General features: G+C 73.0%; 16 protein-coding genes. 8 read left to right on the plus strand and 8 right to left on the minus strand.

Annotation, left to right across the window (positions count from 1 at the left end):
* Positions 1 to 29: 29 nt before the first annotated feature.
* Positions 30 to 1496: a protein phosphatase 2C domain-containing protein gene (locus ACP4E5_RS12920; RefSeq protein WP_425828139.1), complete on the minus strand. Its 1467-nt coding sequence runs from the start codon at positions 1494 to 1496 to the stop codon at positions 30 to 32.
* Between the two features lie 878 nt (positions 1497 to 2374).
* Positions 2375 to 6124 carry a S8 family peptidase gene (locus tag ACP4E5_RS12925; RefSeq protein WP_425828141.1) on the minus strand — a complete coding sequence of 1250 codons (3750 nt, stop codon included), beginning with the start codon at positions 6122 to 6124 and terminating at the stop codon, positions 2375 to 2377.
* Positions 6125 to 6316: 192 nt separating this feature from the next.
* On the opposite strand from ACP4E5_RS12925, the gene ACP4E5_RS12930 reads away from it, so the two are divergent.
* The 5 genes from ACP4E5_RS12930 to ACP4E5_RS12950 all read left to right on the plus strand — a co-directional run bounded on the left by ACP4E5_RS12930 (position 6317) and on the right by ACP4E5_RS12950 (position 9732).
* Positions 6317 to 7297, plus strand: a complete 981-nt coding sequence (locus ACP4E5_RS12930) for a winged helix-turn-helix transcriptional regulator (protein ID WP_425828143.1) — start codon at positions 6317 to 6319, stop codon at positions 7295 to 7297.
* Between the two features lie 58 nt (positions 7298 to 7355).
* Complete coding sequence (locus tag ACP4E5_RS12935; protein ID WP_425828145.1) at positions 7356 to 7838, plus strand: DUF456 domain-containing protein; 483 nt, start codon at positions 7356 to 7358, stop codon at positions 7836 to 7838.
* Positions 7839 to 7901: 63 nt separating this feature from the next.
* On the plus strand, positions 7902 to 8552 hold the full coding sequence (locus ACP4E5_RS12940; RefSeq protein WP_425828147.1) for a DedA family protein: 651 nt from the start codon (positions 7902 to 7904) through the stop codon (positions 8550 to 8552).
* A gap of 20 nt (positions 8553 to 8572) precedes the next feature.
* Positions 8573 to 9274, plus strand: a complete 702-nt coding sequence (locus ACP4E5_RS12945) for a 4'-phosphopantetheinyl transferase family protein (protein WP_425828149.1) — start codon at positions 8573 to 8575, stop codon at positions 9272 to 9274.
* Between the two features lie 71 nt (positions 9275 to 9345).
* Complete coding sequence (locus ACP4E5_RS12950) at positions 9346 to 9732, plus strand: PPOX class F420-dependent oxidoreductase (RefSeq protein ID WP_425828151.1); 387 nt, start codon at positions 9346 to 9348, stop codon at positions 9730 to 9732.
* A 27-nt stretch (positions 9733 to 9759) separates the two neighbouring features.
* Here ACP4E5_RS12950 and ACP4E5_RS12955 read toward each other — a convergent pair whose 3' ends face one another.
* From ACP4E5_RS12955 to rsgA, 3 genes are all read right to left on the minus strand, one after another.
* Positions 9760 to 10257, minus strand: coding sequence for a methylated-DNA--[protein]-cysteine S-methyltransferase (locus tag ACP4E5_RS12955; protein WP_425828153.1), 498 nt, complete (start codon positions 10255 to 10257; stop codon positions 9760 to 9762).
* Positions 10254 to 11639, minus strand: coding sequence for a DNA-3-methyladenine glycosylase 2 family protein (locus ACP4E5_RS12960; RefSeq protein WP_425828155.1), 1386 nt, complete (start codon positions 11637 to 11639; stop codon positions 10254 to 10256). Before ACP4E5_RS12960 ends, ACP4E5_RS12955 begins: the two co-directional genes overlap by 4 nt.
* A gap of 141 nt (positions 11640 to 11780) precedes the next feature.
* Positions 11781 to 12896 carry a ribosome small subunit-dependent GTPase A gene (gene rsgA, locus ACP4E5_RS12965; RefSeq protein ID WP_425828157.1) on the minus strand — a complete coding sequence of 372 codons (1116 nt, stop codon included), beginning with the start codon at positions 12894 to 12896 and terminating at the stop codon, positions 11781 to 11783.
* 402 nt (positions 12897 to 13298) lie between these two features.
* Here rsgA and ACP4E5_RS12970 point away from each other — a divergent pair, with 402 nt between their 5' ends.
* The 3 genes from ACP4E5_RS12970 to ACP4E5_RS12980 all read left to right on the plus strand — a co-directional run bounded on the left by ACP4E5_RS12970 (position 13299) and on the right by ACP4E5_RS12980 (position 16085).
* Positions 13299 to 15227 (plus strand): potassium channel family protein, encoded by a 1929-nt coding sequence (locus ACP4E5_RS12970; protein ID WP_425841269.1) that lies wholly within the window; start codon positions 13299 to 13301, stop codon positions 15225 to 15227.
* A 63-nt stretch (positions 15228 to 15290) separates the two neighbouring features.
* On the plus strand, positions 15291 to 15731 hold the full coding sequence (locus tag ACP4E5_RS12975) for a DUF6325 family protein (RefSeq protein ID WP_425828159.1): 441 nt from the start codon (positions 15291 to 15293) through the stop codon (positions 15729 to 15731).
* Between the two features lie 54 nt (positions 15732 to 15785).
* Positions 15786 to 16085 carry an SHOCT domain-containing protein gene (locus ACP4E5_RS12980; RefSeq protein ID WP_425828161.1) on the plus strand — a complete coding sequence of 100 codons (300 nt, stop codon included), beginning with the start codon at positions 15786 to 15788 and terminating at the stop codon, positions 16083 to 16085.
* Between the two features lie 55 nt (positions 16086 to 16140).
* Here ACP4E5_RS12980 and ACP4E5_RS12985 read toward each other — a convergent pair whose 3' ends face one another.
* From ACP4E5_RS12985 to ACP4E5_RS12995, 3 genes are all read right to left on the minus strand, one after another.
* Positions 16141 to 17856 (minus strand): aldehyde dehydrogenase family protein, encoded by a 1716-nt coding sequence (locus ACP4E5_RS12985; protein ID WP_425828163.1) that lies wholly within the window; start codon positions 17854 to 17856, stop codon positions 16141 to 16143.
* Positions 17857 to 17954: 98 nt separating this feature from the next.
* Entirely contained in the window at positions 17955 to 19253 is a 1299-nt protein-coding gene (locus tag ACP4E5_RS12990) for an MFS transporter (protein ID WP_425828165.1), read from the minus strand.
* A 91-nt stretch (positions 19254 to 19344) separates the two neighbouring features.
* On the minus strand, positions 19345 to 20277 hold the full coding sequence (locus tag ACP4E5_RS12995) for a TauD/TfdA dioxygenase family protein (RefSeq protein ID WP_425828167.1): 933 nt from the start codon (positions 20275 to 20277) through the stop codon (positions 19345 to 19347).
* Positions 20278 to 20311: the final 34 nt, after the last annotated feature.

Raw genomic sequence — 20311 nt, forward strand, 5'->3', positions numbered from 1 at the left:
CGGGTTCCATGAATCCATACGGGGCGCGCTCACGCCTCCCAAACGGCCGCGGCCGTTCGGTCGTCGGCGTATCCCTTCACGCGGACCTGGGTGTCCGCGAGGAACGTGGCGAGGCCCGGCGGATCGGCGTCCGCCCACCTGTTCGCCAGGTGGCGGGCGAGCTCGGGTTCGCCGCGGAGTGGTTCGGCGAGGCCCGGGGAGCACAGCAGCAGGGTGTCCCCCGGTCGGGCGACGGAGGCGCGGAACCGGAAGGCGTCGCGGGGTGGCGGGGGCGCGGGCTCGTAGGGGCTCGGGGGTGTCGTGATGTTGAGGTCCATGGTCAGCCGGTCGCCGTCCGGTGTCTCGGCGGGCGGCGACGAACCGAAGCCGACGACGGGGCCGCCGCCGCTCTGCTCGGCCACGCTCGGCTCTATGTCGCGCCACTCCCCGTCCCGCAACCGGAACAGTCCGCCCCCGCCGACGCCGAAGAACACACGGGTGCGGCATGCCGGGTCGGCGGGCAGCAGCAGGCAGCGCAGCGTCGCCGTGTACGCCTCCGGGTCGAGGCCCTGTTCGGTGGCGCCGGCCCGCAGTTTGCCGAGGCTGCGGTCGGCGAGCCGGTGCAGGCCGGATTTGAGGTCGCCGCGGCGCCCGGCCCGCACGTCCTCGGCGAGCCGCGCGTGGCTGAGCCCCACGGCCCGCCCGATCCACTCGCAGACCTCGGCGGCGGCGAGGTGGGCGCCGGGCGTGGCGCGGGCGCCGGTGGCCATCGCGACGAGGATCAGCGCCGTGGACCCACTCCCGAACCGCGCGGTGAGCAGACTGTCGCGCCGCGGCTCGCCCCGGTACCGCGCGGAATCCCCCCGCACGGACACGGCCCGCAAGGTCGACACCCCGCACCGCGCCCCATCGAGCACGGTATCCGCGACAAGCTCCCCCAACCCCTCCGGATCCGCCAACGGCAACGCGGTGGGCTCCGCCTCATACGTCGGCGGCCCATCCCCCACAAACCCACCTGCCACCACCCTCGGCCCGCGTACGCCGGGGGCCGCGTCGGGCGGGGCCGGGACGCCTGCGGCGGGGGCCGGCGCCGGGACGCCTACGACGGGGGACGCGTCGGGCGGGGCCGGTACAGCCCCGGGGCCGGCTGTGGCCGGGGGCTGGGGTGCATCCAACCGGACGGGAACAGCATCGGGCAGGAACGGCGGCTCTCCCGGCGCGGCTTCGGGCAAGCGCGGGGGCGCAGCCGGAACAGCTTCGGCGCTGGGCACGTCGAGCGCGGAGGCGGCGGCCCGCCCCGAGCGCGGCGGCTCATCCGGCGGATCCGGAACGGCCGCTTCTACGAAGGGCACTCCTGGCGGGGAGGGCGGCGCATCAGGCAGGGGCGGAACGGACGCGGGCTGAGGCTCATCCGGCTGACACGGGGCGGCCTCGGCGCGGGACACTTCGGGCGGAGCCGAAGCAACTTCGGGCCGAGGCGCGTCCCGCGGAGCCGGAGCGACTTCGGGCCGGGACACGTCCCGCAGAGGCGAAGCAACTTCGGGCCGGGGCACTTCGGGCGGAGCCGGAGCGACTTCGGGCCGGGACACGTCCCGCGGAGCCGGAGCGGCTTCGGGCCGGGGCACTTCCCACGGAGGCGGAGCAACTTCGGCGCGGGCCGCGTCCCGCGGAGGCGGAGCAACTTCGGCGCGGGCCGCGTCCCGCGGAGACGAAGCAGCTTCGGGCCGGGCCGCGTCCCGCAGAGGCGGAGCAACTTCGGCGCGGGGGGTTTCCCGCGGAGGCGGGGGTTCTTCCGGCTGAGGGGGCAAGGAGTCCGGTTGGGGGGCTGGTGGCGACGGCGGATCCGTATTGGCCTGCGACTCCCCTGGCGGAGGCGGCGCAGCGTCCGCCCCAGGCGCCTCCGGCAGGGGTGGCGCGGTGTCGCCCGGGGACGCCTGTGGCAGACCCGCGGCGCCCCAGACGCTCCGCGTCTCCGGATACACGGCGTGGCGGGGCTCCGCCGGGGCGGCCGGCCCGGAGGCAGGGGCCGTGGCCTCAGGGGCCCCCGACAAGGGTGGGGCCCCCTGAGGACCCGGTCCCGCGTCGGAGTCGCCCGGTGGGCGCGGGGACGCGATCGCTCCGGCTGACGTGAAGCGGTCGTCCAGGGTGTCCGGGGTCGGGGTCGGCCCGGTGTCCTCGGCGGCGGACTCGTTGTCGTACAACTTCCCCCACCAGTCGTCCCCTTGGGCCGGGCGACCGGTGTGCCTCTCCCCCTGCTGGCTCATGCCCTCATTGTCCACGGCACGGGCCGTACGAAAACGGGGCATCGGGAAAACCCCACCGAAATGGGCCCGCCGGACGACCCCACCCCCCACGGGAGGACCGCCCGGCGGACCGGATCGGGTGAGCGTCCGAACTAACGCACGTCGTACGCCCGGTTCACCGTTTGCGTGACCGAGTTGCCCTTCGAGTCCGTCAGTTGGACCTTGAGGGTGACCTGCGCGGCGGATGCTCCCGCATGGTCGACCGTCGCCGTCCACGTGCCGTCCCGCTTCGAGGTCTTCGCCTCGGTCCAGGTCTCCCCGCCGTCGTACGAGTAGGAGAGCGCGGCCTTCGCGAGGGCGCCCGGTTCGTAGCCCGCGTGGCCCGTCGCCGACAGCGTGAGCTTCTGGCCGTCCCGCGCCGCGAGTGTCTTCATGTCGTCCTCGGGGAACGTCGTCCTCGGGAACAGCAGCGGGATGCCCTGCGAGTAGGTGTCCTCCTCCAGGTGCGAGCGGAACGACCACGTCGTCGTGGTCCGCGGCGAGCGGAGCCAGGTCGCGCCGCCGTTCAACTTCACGGTGTTCAGGGTGAGTTCGTACGCCGCGTCCTCGGCCGGGACCGTGAAGACGCCGTACGGCCAGCCGGTTGAGCCCACGAGCTCACCGTTCCGCTTCAACTCCACGTTGCCGACGTCGCCGAACGAACCCTGGACGCCCAGGTGTTGACCGTCACCCCAGAATCCGGGCGCCACACCGATCCGGTCACCCTGACGCTCCGCGGCGAGCGCCTGCTTGCCCGAGTCGTCGAGCGGCGTGGTGGGAGCCATCGCGCCGCCGTACCACTCCTCGTCGCGCCGCTCGCCCTTCTCGTACGTCCGCACCGGGTCGATCATGAACTCGCCCCACGGGAAGCTGCTGGACACCTGATGTCCGTAGCCCGTGGTGCCGGGCGAGTACAACTCGGTACGGGTGGACGGCGCGGCGACCAGCGCGAGGTCGCCGAAGGACGTGGTCAGGCCGCTCGGCCGGGACACCGACGGCAGGTCCACGTAGTCCGTGGCCGCACCCATCGCCTTGTACGTGGCGCTGTTCGTGGCGAGCGTCCGGTCCGCCACCCGGTAGCTCCGGTCCTCGCGGAGCTGCCCCGTCTCGGGGAACGCGAGCGTATAGACGTAAGGGCTCTTGGCCGTCGCCTTCCAGCGCAGCGTCGTCTTCCCGGCCGCGATCCGCCCGGCGAGGGCCCGGCCCTCCGCCGTTTCGAGCGCGAGCATCGGGATCTTCGCTCCGACGAAGCCGACGGTCGGGTACCAGCGGCCCGCGGCCTCCCGGTACAGGACGACCCCCTTGACGCCCGCCGCGATCGCGTCCTGCGCGACCGTGCTGACGGAGCCGCCTTCGGGCAGCTTCACCAGCGCCAACTTCCCCTTGGCCACGGCCAGTTCATCGGCCGTTCCCGTCCCCGCGGAGACGATCTCGGAGGTTCCCGTGCCGTCGAGGTTCGAGGAGTTCGTGGAGCCGGTCACGGGGTGCAGTGCCGGCCCGCCGACCACGCCGAACTCGCTGATCTGCGGGGCGGCGGCACGCCAGAAGCTGTCGAACTCGAAGTCGCCGTCGCGGACCTCGCCCTGGACGTCGGCGTAGTAGCCGCGCACGGTGCGCGAGCCCTGGATGCTCGCCGCGTGCAGCCAGTTGTCCTCACCGAAGGTGCGGGCGAAGCCGAGGGTGGCGCCGCGCACCTCGCTCTCCCGGTCCGTCCTCACGCTCAGCTTGTGGGCCTTGCGGGCGTCGAGGACGACGGTGGTGTCCTTGGTGAGGTTCAGCTGCGGACGGCCCAGGAACGTCGCGGAGCCGATGAGCGTGCCCTCGGTCTCCGGCGTCGCGACGAACGCCGACAGGGCGTACGCGCCGGGTCTGACCTGGTACGTCTGGTCGGCGGCGCCGTCGTTGACGCGCCGCTCGCCGGACGCATCGTCGGTCCCGACGAGGTCGAGCGAGGAACCGGCGGCGGCCGGATTCCCCTGGCGGTCGACGACCTTGACGCGCAGGGTCACCGTCTCCGGCTGTACGTACAGCGAGAACGGGGTGCTCAGGTGCGCGCCGCCCGGCCCGGTGGCGAGGACGCGGCCGGTGACGTCGCCGTACTGGGACTTCTTGAGGGACGCGGTCGGGTCGACGGCCAGCGGGACCCGCGTGGTACCGCCCGCCGGGACGGTGACCGTGCGTGCCCGGAGCCGGGCGACCGGCGACTTCACGGCGGAGCCGTCGTTGCCGGTGACCCCGTCGACGGCGAGGCTCAACTTCACTGGTTCGTCAGTGGTGTTGGTGTACGGCACCTGGACGGTGGTGCGGTCGCTGCTGTCCTGTGGCCAGTTGAAGGTGCCGCCCTGCACGGCGCCCGCGCCGAGGACCTTCTGGTCGACGGCCGCCTTCACGTCGAGCCGGCCGCCACCGGTCTCCCGCACGTCACCGGGGATGTCGGTGTCGGCGGAGGCGACGAGCGCCTGCTTGAGCTGCTGCGCGCTCCAGTCGGGGTGGCGCTGCTTGACGAGGGCGGCGGCGCCCGCGACGTGCGGCGTCGCCATCGACGTACCGCTCATGGACTGGTACGCGTACACGCCCCGGCCGCCCGCGGCCGCGGCCTTGATGGCGACGCCGGGCGCGGCGATCTCGGGCTTGAGGGTGTGCGTGCGCCGCACGGGGCTGCGGCTGGAGAAGCTCGCGATCCGGTCGTCGCTGTCGACGGCGCCGACGGTGAGCACCTCGGGCACGCAGCCCGGCGAGGAGACCGTGTTGGTGGCGGGGCCGGAGTTTCCGGCCGCGATGACGAAGAGGGTGTCCTTCGACGACCGTGCGAGTTCCTGCGTGGCCTGCGACATGGGGTCGGAGCAGTCCAGCTCGTCCGGGTTGCCCAGCGACATGGACACCACGTCGGCCTTCTGGTCGACGGCCCACTGCATCCCGGCGATGATCCACGACGTGGCGCCGGAACCACCGTCGTTGAGGACCTTGCCGTTGAGCAGCGTGGCGCCCGGGGCGACGCCCTTCTCCTTACCGCCGCTCGCCGCTCCGGAGCCGCCGACCGTGGACGTGGTGTGCGTGCCGTGGCCCTGGTGGTCGTCGGCGTCGGCGGAGTCGGTGAAGTTCTTCGACTCGGCGACGCGGCCCTTGAGGTCGGGGTGTTCGGTGTCGACGCCGGTGTCGAGGACGGCGACCTTGGTGCCCTTGCCGTCGTAGCCCACGGCCCACGCCTCGTCGGCGTGCACCTGCTTCGTGGAGTCGGCGAGCAGCGACTTCACCTTGGCGTCGAGCCACAGCTTCTTCAGGTCACCGGCCGCGCGGGAGCGGGGACTTGAGACGTCCGCCCAGAAGTCGGCGGCCTTCTTCTTGTCGGCCTTCAGCGCGACGCCGTCGACCGGGTCGAGGACGAGGCCGCGCTTCGCGCCGCGCGGCACGGCGGGTGCGCCGCGGGCGACGTCGACGGACGTGTCGTAGGTGGCGATGAGCGGCAGCGTCGCGCTGTGCCGGTCGTCGTAGCCCTGCCGGATCAGGCCGGTGACGTTGAAGAGTTGCTCGTCGACGCGGCCGGCGGCGAGCGCCTTCGCGGCGCTGTCCGGGTAGACGTAGAGGTCCTTGCCGGACTGCCGGGTCTGGAGCAGCGGGGTGCTGCCGTCGGCCGCGGGCAGGGCCGCCGCCGTGGGGCGCCCTTCGGCGTCGGTGGTGACGACGACGCGGTCGCCGGTGACCAGCGTGACCGTGACCGCGGAGCTCTTGGCCGCGGCGCTGCCGACGAGCGGCCGCCCGCCGTCCGGGGCGCTCCCCTCCACTGCCCCGGACGGCACGGCCACCGTGATGCCGAGGACGACGGCAGTCGCCGTGCCCAGGGCCGCACGCGATATCGGGCGCATCGCTCTCCCCAAGTAGAAGCGCGGGTGAATACGGGCCAAAGGCCGCATTCCCAGCGGGTGTTGGTGCTGCGGTGGCGTCACATTGGCAGAGTGACGGCCGGTACAGGGAAGATGGATGCGGCGGGAATGTGCCGTGGCCGTTTCCCGCCACAGGGGGGTGTTGGACCGGTTCGCTGGGGAGGGGATCGCCGCATGCTGCACGCGATAGGTCTGGACGAGGGGCACGAGGCGGCCTACCGGGCGCTCGTCGCGGTGGGCGCGGCCGACGTCCCCGACCTGGCACGGCGGCTCACCCGCGCCGAGCCCGAGACCGAGCACGCGCTGCGCCGCCTGGAGCAGCACGGGCTCGCCGCCCAGTCGTCGGCACGCCCCGGCCGCTGGGTCGCGGCGCCGCCCGGGGTCGCCCTCGGCGCGCTGCTCACCCAGCGACGGCACGAGCTGGACGAGGCGGAGCTGGCGGCGGCCCGGCTCGCCGCGGAGTTCCGGGCGCAGGCCACCGAGCCCGCCGCGCACGACCTGGTCGAGGTGGTGACCGGGGCGGCGGCCGCGGCCCAGCGGTTCCTGCAGATCCAGCTCGGCGCGACGGAGGAGGTGTGCGCCCTCGTCACCGGCACCCCGATCGCGGTGCCCGCCACGGAGAACGACGCGGAGGAGCAGGCCGTCAGCCGGGGCGTCGGCTACCGCGTCGTCGTCGAGCGCGAGGTGCTCTCCGCGCCGGCCGGGCTGTCCGAGCTGTCGGCGGCGATCGGCCGGGACGAGCAGGTGCGGGTCGTGGACCGGGTGCCGACGAAGCTGGTGATCGCCGACGGGGCGCTCGCCATGGTGCCGCTGACCCTGCACGCCGCCGAGCCCGCGGCGCTCGTGGTGCACGCGAGTGGACTCCTCGAAACGCTGACCGGGCTCTTCGAGGCGGTGTGGCGGCAGGCGTTGCCGCTGCGGCTCGGGGCGGCGGGAGAGGTGGAGGAGGTCGCCGCGGAGGGGCCCGACGATCTCGACCTGGAGATCCTCTCTCTGCTGCTCGCCGGTCTGACCGACGCGAGCGTGGCCAAGCAGCTGGACCTGGGGCTCAGGACGGTGCAGCGACGGGTGAAACGGCTGATGGAGCTGGCGGGCGTGACCACGCGGCTGCAGCTCGGGTGGCATGCGTACGAACGGGGCTGGGTGGCCCGATGAGTCCGCATCGGGACTCGTTTGACCTGCGCTTTCGCCGCGCCTGGGGGACCCTGTGCACATGGGTGCGTGGGAACTCCTGCTGGTCGGCGCCGTCATGGTGCTGGGCCTGTGCGGGGTGCTGGTGCCGGGCGTACCCGGATCGTGGCTCGTGTGGGCCGCGGTCGCCGTGTGGGCGCTGCGGGACCCGAACGGGCTGGCCTGGGGTGTCCTCGTCGGCGCCACCGCCGTCCTGCTGGCCGCCCAGGTCCTGCGCTGGCAGCTGCCGCCGCGCCGGCTCCGGCAGGCGGGCGCGACCCGCCGCCTGGAGTTCTGGGCGGGCGCGGGCGCGGTGCTCGGGTTCTGCGTCGTGCCGGTGGTCGGGGCGGTGCCGGGGTTCATGGGCGGGATCTACGTATCGGAGCGGCTGCGGCTCGGGAGCCACGGGGACGCGCTCGCGTCGACGCGCACGGCGATGCGGGCCGGCGGGTCCAACGTGCTGGTGGAACTGTTCGCGTGCCTGCTGATCGTCGGGGCCTGGCTGGGCGCCGTGATCTGGGGCTGAGCACCTAACTTTGCCGAACGATTACCATCGGGGGACCGTCCACGCCGGAGAGACAGACCTCGCATGCACTCCCTGAACACGGCCGCCGCGGCGGAGCCCACCGGCGGCCTGGCCGGCTGGGCGGCCGACCTCATCGGCACGCTCGGCGGGCCCGGCGCCGGTCTGCTGATCGCCCTGGAGAACCTGTTCCCGCCGCTGCCGAGCGAGGTCATCCTGCCGCTGACCGGTTTCGCCGCGAGCATGGGCTCGATCACGCTCGTCTCGGCTCTCGTGTGGACGACGCTCGGTTCGGTCGCCGGCGCGGCGGTCCTCCACTGGATCGGCCGGGTCATCGGCCGTGAGCGGATGTACGCGTTGTGGGGCCGGATCCCGCTGGTGAAGGTGTCGGACCTGGAGCGCACGGAGGCGTGGTTCCAGCGGCACGGCACGAAGGCGGTGCTGCTCGGCAGAATGGTGCCGGTCTTCCGCAGCCTCATCTCGATCCCGGCGGGCGTGGAGCGGATGCGCCTGCCGGTGTTCCTCGCGCTCACCGCGGCAGGCTCGCTGATCTGGAACGCGGCCCTGGTCCTGGCCGGATACTGGCTGGGCGATCAGTGGGACCTCGTGGAGCGGTACGTCGGGGTGCTCTCGAAGGTGGTGCTCGGGGCGGCGGTGACCGCGCTCGTGGCGTATGTGATCGTGCGCGTACGGAACCGCGCGAAACGCGACGCGTAGGGACAGCTGAGGGGGACGGCGTGGACGGCGTGGAGGGTATGGAGGGCACGGACGGCGGCGTGCGGGAGCTGCCCGCTGCGGGGCCGGTCCGGCTGTGGCTGGTCGACACGGCCGGGGGCGCTGCGCCCGGCGCGGCCCCGGCGGGGGTCCTCGACGCCGAGGAGTCGCGGCGTGCCGCGGCCTTCCACTTCGACCGGCACCGGGTGCGCTACGTCGCCGCGCATCTCGCGCTCCGCGCCGTCCTGGGCGAGCGGCTAGGCCGCGCCCCCGGCGACGTACGGTTCACGCGTCTGCCCTGCCCCGGCTGCGGCGGTCCGCACGGCCGCCCGGCCCTCGCGGACGTCCCCGGCCCGCACTTCTCCCTCTCCCACAGCGGTGACCTCGCCCTGGTGGCGCTGGCCCCCGCGCCGGTCGGCGCCGATGTGGAGGAGCTGCCCTCCGCCGAGATCGCCGAGGAGCTCACGGCGGTGCTGCACCCCCGCGAGCGCGCGGAGCTGGCGGCGCTCGCGGAACCGGAGGAACGCCGGCTCGCGGTGGCCCGCGCGTGGGTCCGCAAGGAGGCCTACCTGAAGGGGCTCGGCACGGGCCTGTCCCGTGGCACCGACCGCGACTACGTCGGCGTACGGGCCGACTCCCCCGGATCGCCGGACGGCTGGTCGCTGCGCGACGTGCCGATGCCAGAGGGGTACACGGCGGCGGTGGCGCTCGGCCCGGGGACCTAGGTCGCGTCCTAGGACCTGACTTAGGTCGACGTCCCGATGTGCGCGGGCCGCGGGAGTGTTTGGCTGTCCCCATGACGGAATTCATCGAATTCACCGATGCCGAACGCGCCTATCTGAAGTCGCAGCGCCTGGGCCGGATGGCCACCGTCGATCCGCAGGGGCGGCCGCAGGCCAATCCCGTCGGTTTCTTCCCGCAGGACGACGGGACGATCCTGATCGGCGGCTACTCGATGGGCACGACCAAGAAGTGGCGCAACCTGGAGGCCAATCCGAACGTCTCGCTCGTGGTCGACGACGTCGTGAGCGTCAAGCCGTGGCGGGTGCGCGGCGTGGACATCCGCGGCGAGGCCGAACTCCTCGTGGGGCCCCACGAGTTGGGGCCCCACATGAGCGAGGAGGTCATCCGGATCCACCCGCGGAAGGTGCACAGCTGGGGCCTGGAGGAGGAGGCGGGCTGAGCCACCCGCACGCCCGCCGCTCGCCTCTCAGAGGGAGCCCTCCAGGGTCAGCAGCTCGACCTTGCGCTCCAGGCCGCCCGCGTACCCGGTCAGCGAGCCGTCCGCGCCGATCACCCGGTGGCAGGGCCGCACGATCAGCAGCGGGTTGGCGCCGACCGCTCCGCCGACGGCCCGAACGGCGGCACGCGAGGCGCCGATCCGGGCGGCCACCTCGCCGTACGTGGTGGTGGCCCCGTACGGCACATCGTCGAGCGCGTCCCAGACCCGCCGCCGGAACTCGGTGCCTTCGGGCTTCAACTCCAGCTCGAATTCCTTGAGTTCACCGGCGAAGTACGCGGCGAGCTGCCGCTCGGCCTCGGCGAACCGCGCCGGGTCGCGCACCCAACCGTCGGCGACGACCCGGCCGCCCTTCTGTCCGGGGACGGAGAGGGAGGTGAGGGCGCCGGAGGCGTCGGCGGCGAGCAGCAGCTCGCCGAGGGGGCTGGGCAGCGTGGCGTAGTACGTCGTGCGGTCTTCGCTGTTCACAGCAACTGTCCTTCTACGAGGAGGAGTTGACGCGCGTACGAGCGCCAGGGGCGCCACGCGTCATCGGTCACGGAGTCGTCGGGCACGCCCACGTCCGGGTCGCCCAGGGCGCGCAGCCGGATCAGGGCGGCGGTGCGCGGGGTCATGCCGGGCAGCGCGCGGAGCGCCGCTTCGGCGTCGTCGCGGTCGGCGCCCGGGTCGAGGCGGAGCGCGCCGGTGTGCAGGGCGCGGGCGAGCGCGCCGAGCGTGCCCGGCTCGTCGGCCAGGTCGTCGGGCGCGGGGAACAGGCGGTCGACGCTGCCGCTGGGCGCGTCGAGCCTCTTGCCGTACCGCTCGACGAGCCGCACGGCCTCCGCGGGCCCGGCGACCAGGCGCAGCGCCATTTCGTCGGGGTCGGCGGCGCCGGGCGAGCGCACGCCCGGCCGGGCGGCGACCAGCGGTGCGAGCCGCGGGTCGAGGGCGAGCCGTTCGTCGATCGCGTACGGGTCGGCGTCGAGATCGAAGAGGCGACGCAGGCGGCCGACGGCGGTGGTCAGATCGCGCAGATCGGTCAGCTGGATGCGTGCGTCCAGCCAGCCGCCCCGGTGCTCGGCCTGCGCGCCGGGCTGATGGTGCGTGGTCTCGTCGACGCGTACGACACCGGTTCCGTAGGGAAGCCGCAGCGCGCGCCGGAAGGTGCGCGCCCCGGCCCGCCCGGTCAACTCCTCGACCCCGTCGAGGAGTTCGGCACCCAACAGGTCGAACACGGGACCCGCCCGATAGGCGCCACGATGCGCGAGACGCAGCGGGATCCCGGCGGCCGGAGCCACCGCGCGCCGCTTGTCCGGCGCCTCGGCGCGCAGCTGCGTGGGGGTGCGGGCGTACACCTCGCGGATCGTGTCGTTGAACTGCCGGACGCTCGCGAACCCCGCCGCGAACGCGATCTCGGTGACCGGCAGCGGAGTCGTCTGGAGCAGGACGCGCGCGGTGTGGGCGCGCTGGGCGCGGGCGAGCGCGACGGGTCCCGCGCCCAGCTCCGCGGTGAGCTGGCGCTGCACCTGGCGGGCGCTGTAGCCGAGCCGGGTGGCGAGCCCGCCGACGCCCTCGCGGTCGACGATCCCGTCGCCGATGAGCCGCATCGCGCGGCCCACGACGTCGGCGCGCACGTTCCAGTCCGCCGAGCCCGGCACCGCGTCCGGCCGGCAGCGGCGGCAGGCCCGGAAGCCCGAGCCCTGGGCCGCGGCGGCCGTGGCGTAGTACCGGACGTTGCGCCGCTTCGGGGTGACAGCGGGGCAGCTCGGCCGGCAGTAGATCCCGGTCGTCTCGACGGCGAAGAAGAACTCCCCGTCGAACCGCGCGTCGCGGCTGCGAACGGCTTCGTAACGCGTGTCTTCGTCGGTCATCACACGTTCAGTGTGCCGCGAGCCGCCCTACCCGGCTGGCGGAAATCGGACACGACGCTGCCAATCAAGCCCCTGCGGCGCTTGAGCAGCGGGGTCCGGGGCGGAGCCCCGAGGCCGCACCCCCGGGGCAGGCCGAAGGACCTAACGGACACGCCCCCGCTTCACCTCCAGCGCCGCACGGCCCTCCGCCCCCCTCCGCTTCCACACCTTGCGCAGATCCGCCCGCACCCTCGCATCCGTCCGCGCCGCAAGCCTCTCGTTCTCCCGCAGCAGCTTGCGATAACTGTCCAGCCGCCGCTCGTGCAGCGACCCGTCCGCCAGCGCGGCCAGCACCGCACACCCCGGCTCGACGGTGTGCGCGCAGTCGTGGAACCGGCAGTCCTCCGCCAGCCGTGCGATCTCCGCGAAGACCTGCCCGACGCCTCCCTCGGCGTCGTACAGGCCGACCCCACGCAGCCCCGGCGTATCGATGAGCACGCCGCCGCCCGGCAGGGCGAACAGGTTGCGGGTGGTCGTGGTGTGACGGCCCTTGCCGTCCATGTCACGGACGGCGTTGACGTCCATCACGTCCGCGCCGACCAGCGCGTTGGCCAGCGTCGACTTGCCCGCCCCGGACTGGCCGAGCAGCACGGACGTACCGTCGGCGACGACCGCCCGCAGCACCTCCGTCCCGCCACCGTCGAGCGCGCTGACGGGCAGCACCTGCACGCCGGGCGCGGCTGTCTCGACGTCGGAGACGAGGTACGACAGGCCGACCGGGTCGGGTACGAGGTCGGCCTTGGTGAGGACGACCAGGGGCTGCGCGCCCGATTCCCAGGCCAGCGCCAGGAACCGTTCGATCCGCCCGAGGTCGAGCTCGGCGGCCAGCGACACCGCGATGATCGCGTGATCGACGTTCGCCGCGAGGATCTGCCCCTCGGACCGCTTGGAGGACGTGGAGCGCACGAAGGCGGTCCGGCGCGGCAGATACGCCTGTACGTAGCGGGGATCCGCGCCGGCCGGGTCGACGGCGGCCCAGTCGCCGGTGCAGATGACCTTCATGGGGTCGCGGGGCACGACGTACTCGGTGTCGGCGTGCACGACCCCTTCCGGCGTGACGAGATCGCACCGCCCGCGGTCGACGCGCAGCACCCGACCGGGCACGAGTCCGCGCTCGGCGTAGGAGGCGAACGCGTCCGCCCAGTCTTTGTCCCAGCCGTACGCGTCGAGAGCGGAGGCGGTGGTGGAACGAGAAGAAGGAGAAGAAGAGGAAGACAAGGGGTGACCCTTCAAAGGGTGGCCCCGGCACCGCGTCGTCGGACGCGGAAAGAAGAGTGTGAGGTCAGCCGGCGGCCACGGAGGTGGACTTGACGAACTTCCGGATGCGGGCAGCGCCCGTCTCAACGACAGCCATCGGTCGACACCTCCCAGGTCACGCACTCGGCGCACACTCCACGGCGGCCGAAACCACCCTGACGCCCATGACGATAACCACGACCTCCATGCGCCCGCCACCGGTTTTTCACGTGTCGATCCCGGTGCCGGTGGACGCCGCACGCCACGACCACGCACCATGACACGGTGTCACTTCCCCACCAGCCACCGCAGCCAGCACAGTCACCGCAGTCGCCGCAGGCCAACGGGTCCGGGCAAGGCCAACAGACGCCCCTGCCACGGCACATGGTCGTGTGCGGGGACGACGCCCTCGCCGAGCGGCTCGGTACCGAGTTGCGTGAGCTGTACCGCGCCCAGGTCACCATCGTCGTACCGTCGACGCGCACCGCGGGCGAACCCGCGCAGGGCGGCGGCCGGATGCGGGCCGCCGCGCTGCTGAACCGGGTGCAGGCCGCGATGGGCCGGCTCGCGCCGTCCGATGACGACTCGCTCGCCGGGCAGGCGCCGCGCGTCATGGAGGCGGCGGTGCTCAGCGAGGACGCGTTGACGGAGGCGGGGGTGGCGCGGGCGGACGCGCTGGCCCTGGTGCACGACGACGACGAGACCAATATCCGAGCCGCGCTGGCGGCCCGCCGACTCAACCCCCGACTGCGCCTCGTCATTCGCCTCTTCGACCGCAAGCTCGGCCAGCACCTGGCCCAACTCCTCGACCAGGCAGCCGCATTGGCGCAGCCCGAGCTCGCCGCGGAGAGCCTCGACACGTCCACCACCATCCTGTCCGACGCCGACACGGCCGCCCCCGCGCTCGCCGCGACCGCCGTGGCGGGCACCGGCAAGGTCGTGCAGGCCGACGGGATGCTGCTGCGCGCGGTCGAGCGCGCCCCGCGCGGCCGGGGCCGGGCCCCCGCCGCACCCGGCCTGTGCACGCTCGCGATCCTCTCCTCGTCGAACAACGACCCGTCGGACACCGAGGGTTCGGACACCTCGGGCCAGGAGGAGCCGCTGCTGCTGCCGGACGACCAGGAGATCGCCGCGGCGGTCGGGCGCGGCAGCGTCGTCCTCGACACGGTCACGCCGACGGAGCCGTCGCTGCCCCCGCGGCGCCTCGCCGCGCGGGCGCTGCCGTTCGGCTCGCTGTTCTCGCGCCGGGTGCGCTGGAGCCTCGCCGTGCTCGTGGTGTGCGTGCTCGGTCTGGCGCTCGCCACCTGGGCGACGACCGAGTCGAACCCGCTGCGGGCCGGCTATCTCACCATGCTCGACCTGTTCGCCATCGACGACCCGGCGATCGGCGAGCCCGCGGCCCGGCAGATCATCCAACTCCTCACCGGGTTCGCCGGGTTGCTGCTGCTGCCCGTGCTCCTGGCCGCGGTCCTTGAGGCGATGGGCACCTTCCGCAGCGCCTCCGCGCTGCGCCGCCCGCCGCGCGGCCTGTCCGGGCACATCGTCCTGCTCGGCCTCGGCAAGATCGGCACCCGCGTCCTCGCCCGGCTGCACGAACTCGGCGTCCCCGTCGTGTGCGTGGAGGAGAACCCGGAGGCCCGCGGTATCCCGCTCGCCCGCCGGCTGCGCGTGCCGACGGTCATCGGCGACGTACGCGACGAGGGCGTCCTGGAGGCCGCCAAGGTATCGAGGTCGCGCGCACTCCTCGCCCTCACCAGCCTCGACACCACCAACCTCGAGGCCGCGCTCTACGCCCGCTCGGTCAAGCCCGACCTCCAGGTGAGCCTGCGCCTGTACGACGACGCCTTCGCCACCGCCGTCTACCGCACGCTGCGCGCCGCCCACCCGCTCGCCCTCACCCGCAGCCGCAGCGTCACGACCCTCGCGGCGCCCGCCTTCGCGGGGGCGATGATGGGCCGCCAGGTCCTCGGCGCGATCCCGGTGGAGCGCCGTGTGCTGCTGTTCGCGGCGCTGGACGTGGCGGGCCATCCGCATCTGGAGGGGCGTACGGTCGCCGCGTCGTTCCGGGCCGGTGCCTGGCGCGTGCTCGCCGTCGACTCCACCGCGCGCGGCGACCGGCGGGCCGATCTCGCGGCCGATCCGGAGGAGGACGAGTCGACTCCGGAGCCCGGACTCGTCTGGGAGATGGACCCCGGCTACGTGCTGCGGCCCACCGACCGCGTCGTCCTCGCCGCCACCCGCCGGGGCCTCGCCGAACTCCTGGACTCACAGGCCGGGGCCGCCGGGCTCGCTCGCGCTGTACCCTCGCCCTAGTATCCGTTTCATCTGTTTCGTCCGTTTATTTCGGATAAGGAAACCTAGGGAAGGTGCTCGCCCGTGGCCAGTGGCCTCAACACCGACACCGTCGGCCCGGTGGATGTCGCCGTGCTCGCCTTCGACGGCAACCGCTTCAGCGGCGATGTCGCGCCCGCCTTGCGTGACCTGCAGAAGGACGGGACCGTACGGATCCTCGACCTGTGCTTCATCCGTAAGGCGGCCGACGGCTCCGTCGATGTCGTCGAGCTCGGCGACCCCGAGGTCACCGAGCTGTTCCAGCAGGTGGCGGACGTGCGGTTCGACCTGCTCAGCGACGAGGACCTGAAGACGGTCTCCGACAACCTTCCGGCCTCGTCCTCCGCGCTCGTCCTGGCCTGGGAGAACACCTGGGCCGCCCGCCTCGGCACGGCCGTGCGCGACTCGAACGGGCAGGTGCTGATGCTGGAGCGGATCCCGAGAGAGACCGTCGACGCGGCCATCGAAGCCCTCGCCACGGCCTGACGACACACCGACACACCGACACACCTACGTACGAGAACGCAGAGGACGGTCAGCATGCCGCAACGATTCGGACGGCCCGGACTCCTTGGCACCATCGCCCGGACCGCGGTCATCTCCGGCACCCACACCGCGGTCTCCCGCGGGATGAACCGCCGGATGAACGAGCGCGACATGCGTCGCGAGATGGACGCGCAGGCGCCGATGGCACCGCCGCCGGTGCCGCAGGCGGCTCCGCCGGCGGCCGGTGGGACGGACCGGGTGTCGCAGCTTCAGGCGCTCGCCGATCTGAAGGCGCAAGGCCTGCTCACGGACGCGGAGTTCGCGGCGGAGAAGGCGCGCGTCCTCAACGGATGAATGTGACCGGCCGGCCCACCGCCCCACACGGTGAGCCGGCCGGAGTTCATCGCGGTCAGCCGCGCAGCGCCGACGCGAAGATCGCCGGGAGCTTCGCCACCGACGGGGACGTCGTGTAGTCCGTGAGGCGCTTCATCGTCGTCAGGCCCGTGCGGTTCGTGACGTAGAACGGCGGGCGCGGGGAGAGCGAGGGCGAGCCGGTGAACAGGCCGCGCGGGGACGGGGCGAACGGCGCGCGCACCACCGTCTTCTCGATGTCCTCCAGCATGAACGCGTTGTGCACGAAGCCGATGCCGCTGCCGATGTCCCCCCGGGTGTTGCCGGGGAAGGCGCCCCACGGCGTGTAGCCGAGCAGGAAGCCGAAGGCCGACCAGACGTTGACGCCCAGCGTGCCGTAGCGCAGCGCGGCGATGGCGTCGGCGACGGCGCCCGCGTGGGCGCGCTCCGTCTTCGGGTGCACGAGCAGCGTGGCGCCGAGGGTGCCGGGGAGCTTGTCGTTGGCGAACTCCGTGGCGGCGGCAAGGAAGTGCGACACGTCGGCGCCGGGCAGGCGGACCACGCCGAGGACGCTCGCGAACACCTCGTCGGTGATCATGACGTCGTCCATGCCCTCGATCTCCGGGACGAGGACGCGGCAGGAGTCGTCGATGCCGAGCCTCTCGGCCTGCGGGTGGGCGTCGGTGACCTTGGCGACGCGGTCGGCGGCGCCCGGGTAGTAGTCGGGCCGCGGCGACAGCTCGCCGAGGACCTTGCGGATCTCGGCGAGCAGCTTCTCCGTGCCGTCCCACTCGCGGGGCACGACGAGGACCTGTGTGGCGATGCAGTTGTGGCCCGAGTTGTTGAGCTTGCTGGTGACGATGTGCTCGGCCTGGAAGCGGAAGTCGGCGTCGCTCCACGGGCCCGGCGTCACGATGCAGGGGCTGACGCCGCCGAGTTCGCTGGTGAACGGCTTGTCGTTGAGCGGGGTGTCCGCCTCGCGGCGCTGCCGCGCCTGCTCGTCGGTGCCCCACACGATCGCGTCGTGGGTGCGCTCGCTGCCGGTGACGTGGATGGTGTCGATGTCCTCGTGCCCGGTGAGGTACGCGCCCTCGGCGGCGCCGCCGTCGACGAAGCGGACCCAGCCGCGGTCCACGTACTCGGCGAAGACCTTCTCGAAGTGCGGGCGCAGATACGCGTTGACGGGGTTCATCTTGGCGATGACGACCTCGCCCTCCGCGTACAGCTTCTGGAGGATGTCGAGCGGGGTGATCGACGCGACGTTGCCGGCGCCGAGCACCAGGGAGACGGCCGGCTCGGCCTGCCGGCCCCGGTACTCCCCCGCCGCGCGGGCCAGGACCTGCTCGCGGGTGGTGCCGGGCAGCGTCCACACCTGCGCGGTGAAGCCGTTGAGCAGCAGCCGGTCGGAGGTGAGGGTCGGGAAGACGTCGACGACGGTGCGGCCCTCGTGGCTGCGCACGGACTTGGGGTCGACCGGCTCCTGCCCGGCGGCGAGGCGGCGCAGGACGTGCAGGTACGCGGTGATCGTCTGGGCGAGGGCCCAGGGCGCGGTGATCCAGTCCTCGGCGGCCCACTCCGAGGTCTCGGCGTAGCCCTTGGCGGCGGACGCGTCGGCGACCATCGCGGCGGCGCCCTCGGAGATCCGCGGGAGGGTCCGCTCCAGGAGCGCTATGCGCTCGTCCAGCGGGGTCGCGGTCCAGGACGGTGCGTGCTCGCGCAGGTCGCTGACGGCCTGGTCCAGCGGTGAGGTGTCGAGTGCTGCTGCGGCGCTCACGGGCAACTCCTTGGAAACGCGGGGGGAATGGGGGGTCGTACCGTCGATCATGTCATCCGGGGGTAACCCCCGGTAAGGGCAGGCTGCGTGACGGAGGGTCAGCCGGACAACCGGGCGCGGTCGCGCTCCGGGTCGATCAGGGCGAAGGCGAGCACGGAGCCGATCGCGACGAGGACTCCGGTCACGAGCACGGCGTGCTGATAGCCGGCGTCGCCCTGCGCGTCGACGAGGGCGCCGACGGCGGCGGGCGCGAGCAGTCCGGACACCGTGACGAGCGCGTTCATCAGGCCGAGCGCGCCGCCGCTGCGGGAGGCCGGGGCGAGTTCGGCGACGGTGGTCGCGGCCACGGTGGCGTACGAGCCGCTGAAGCCGAAGCCGAGGGCGACGAGCACGGTCTGCGCGGGCACCGAGTCGACGAACGGCGTCACGAGGCAGCAGACGGCGCCGATCGCGAGCATGAATCCGCCGACCCAGCCACGGGCCTGCCTGCTGACGACGCCGCGCCGCATGAGCCGCCCGGTGAGCGCGGCCTGCCCGAGCAGGACGACGGCGCCGACGGCCCAGGGCAGGACGACCAGCTTGCCCGCGCTGGAGGCCGAGTAGTCCAGCGCGTTGCGCAGGTACGACGGCATCCACACCAGCATCAGCGCCACGGACCAGTAGCTCATGAAGTACGCGAGGGTCGAGCCGATCCACGTACGGCTGGCGAAGATCTTCCGGTACGCGACCTTGGGCGCGCCGTCGTCCACGCGCGCGGCGGGCCGTGCGGCGCGGGCCCGCGGGCTGTCCGCCCCGAACAGCGCCCACAGCACGGCCCACACCACGCCGATCCCGGAGAGCACCCACAGGGCCGAGCGCCAGCCGTGGTTCTGGATCACCCAGGACAGGCCCGGCGAGGAGACGATCACGCCGAGCGTGATGCCGATGGTGATCAGAGCGCCGGGCAGGTTCCGCTTGTCGTTGGGGAACCAGGACAGGGTGGCCTGTTGGGCGACGGGGAAGGCCGGGCCCTCCGCGGCGCCGAGGAACACCCGCGAGCCGATCAGCACGGCGAGTCCCCCGCCGATGGCCGCGGGCACCTGCGCCACGGACCAGAGCGCGGCCATCACCAGGAGCAGCAGCTTGGGCGACACCCGGTCCGCCGCCATGCCCACGACGATCGCGGAGACGGAGAAGAGCAGGAAGAACGCGCTGTTGGCGAGCCCGAACTGGGTGGCGCTCAGGTGCAGGTCGGCGCGGATCTCGTCGGCGGCGAGGCCGAGCACGGACTTGTCCGCGAAGTTGACCATCATGAAGACCACGAGGAGCGCGGTCACCGTCCATGCGCGGGCACTGCTGCCACGGGTGACCTCGACGTCCCCAGCGGGCTGCTGGGGCAGGGTCGGTGCCGCGGTCATGGGGCCTCCAGAAGGAAAGGGCAAGGGGGTGGATGGTCCGGCCCGCACCACAGCCGGCGGGCGGTGCGGGCCGGGCCCGTCTCGCGGGTTCTCAGGAGATCGGCACGCCGGCGACGGCGATGCGCTCCATCACGCGCCGCTGCGGGAAGTAGTCGTTGATCGCGTAGTGCTGGACGGCGATGTTGTCCCAGATCGCGATGGAGTCGGCCTCCCAGTGGAAGCGGATCTGGAACTCGGGGATGCGCGCCTGGAGCACGAGGTGGTCGAGCAGTTCGCGGCTCTCCTCGTCGGAGACGCCCTTGATGAAGCGGGTGAACGGCTCGTTGACGTACAGGGTCTTGCGGCCGCTGCGCGGGTGGCGGACCACGATGGGGTGCTCGACCTGCGGATACCGCTTGCGGAACGCGGCCTTCTGCTCCTCGCTCATCATGGCGCCCCAGCTGGCCTCCCAGTCGTGGACGGCCGTGAGGTTCTCGATGCGCTCCTTGACGTCGTCGTCGAGGTTGTCGTACGCGGCCGCCATGTCGCACCACATCGTGTCGCCGCCCGCGGAGGGCACCTCGACGGCGCGCAGGACCGAACCGAGCGCCGGGTTGGTCATGAACGAGTGGTCGCTGTGCCAGATGTTCTTCTTGCCGGAGACCTTGGCGTCCTTGCCGAGCCGGTTGACGCCGACCCGCTCCGTCTGGCCGAAGAACGGGTTGGGCTCCGGCGGGCCCCAGACCGCGGAGAGCGCGAGCTGGTGGTCGGGGGTGACGGCGGACTGCCCGCGGAAGAAGATCACCTTCCACTCGAGCAGGGCCTGGCGCAGCTCCTCGCCGAGCTCGTCGCCGATCGGCCGCGACAGGTCGACGCCGCTGAGGACGGCGCCGAAGTGCGGCGTGAGCGGGTTGATCCCGAAGTGCGTGTACTCGACCTGCTCGGCCCCCGGCGCGAGGCGCTCCAGGACACGAGGACCGTAGTGCATGAGGGGCTTGTCGATGATCGGCTTGGGGTCGATCGTGCTGCTCGCGATGTCCTGCACGGAGAGGGTCCTTCCAAGAGCAAACGCTTATTAC

The sequence above is a fragment of the Streptomyces fractus genome (assembly GCF_049844455.1).
In the GTDB taxonomy this organism is placed as follows: Bacteria; Actinomycetota; Actinomycetes; order Streptomycetales; family Streptomycetaceae; genus Streptomyces; species Streptomyces fractus.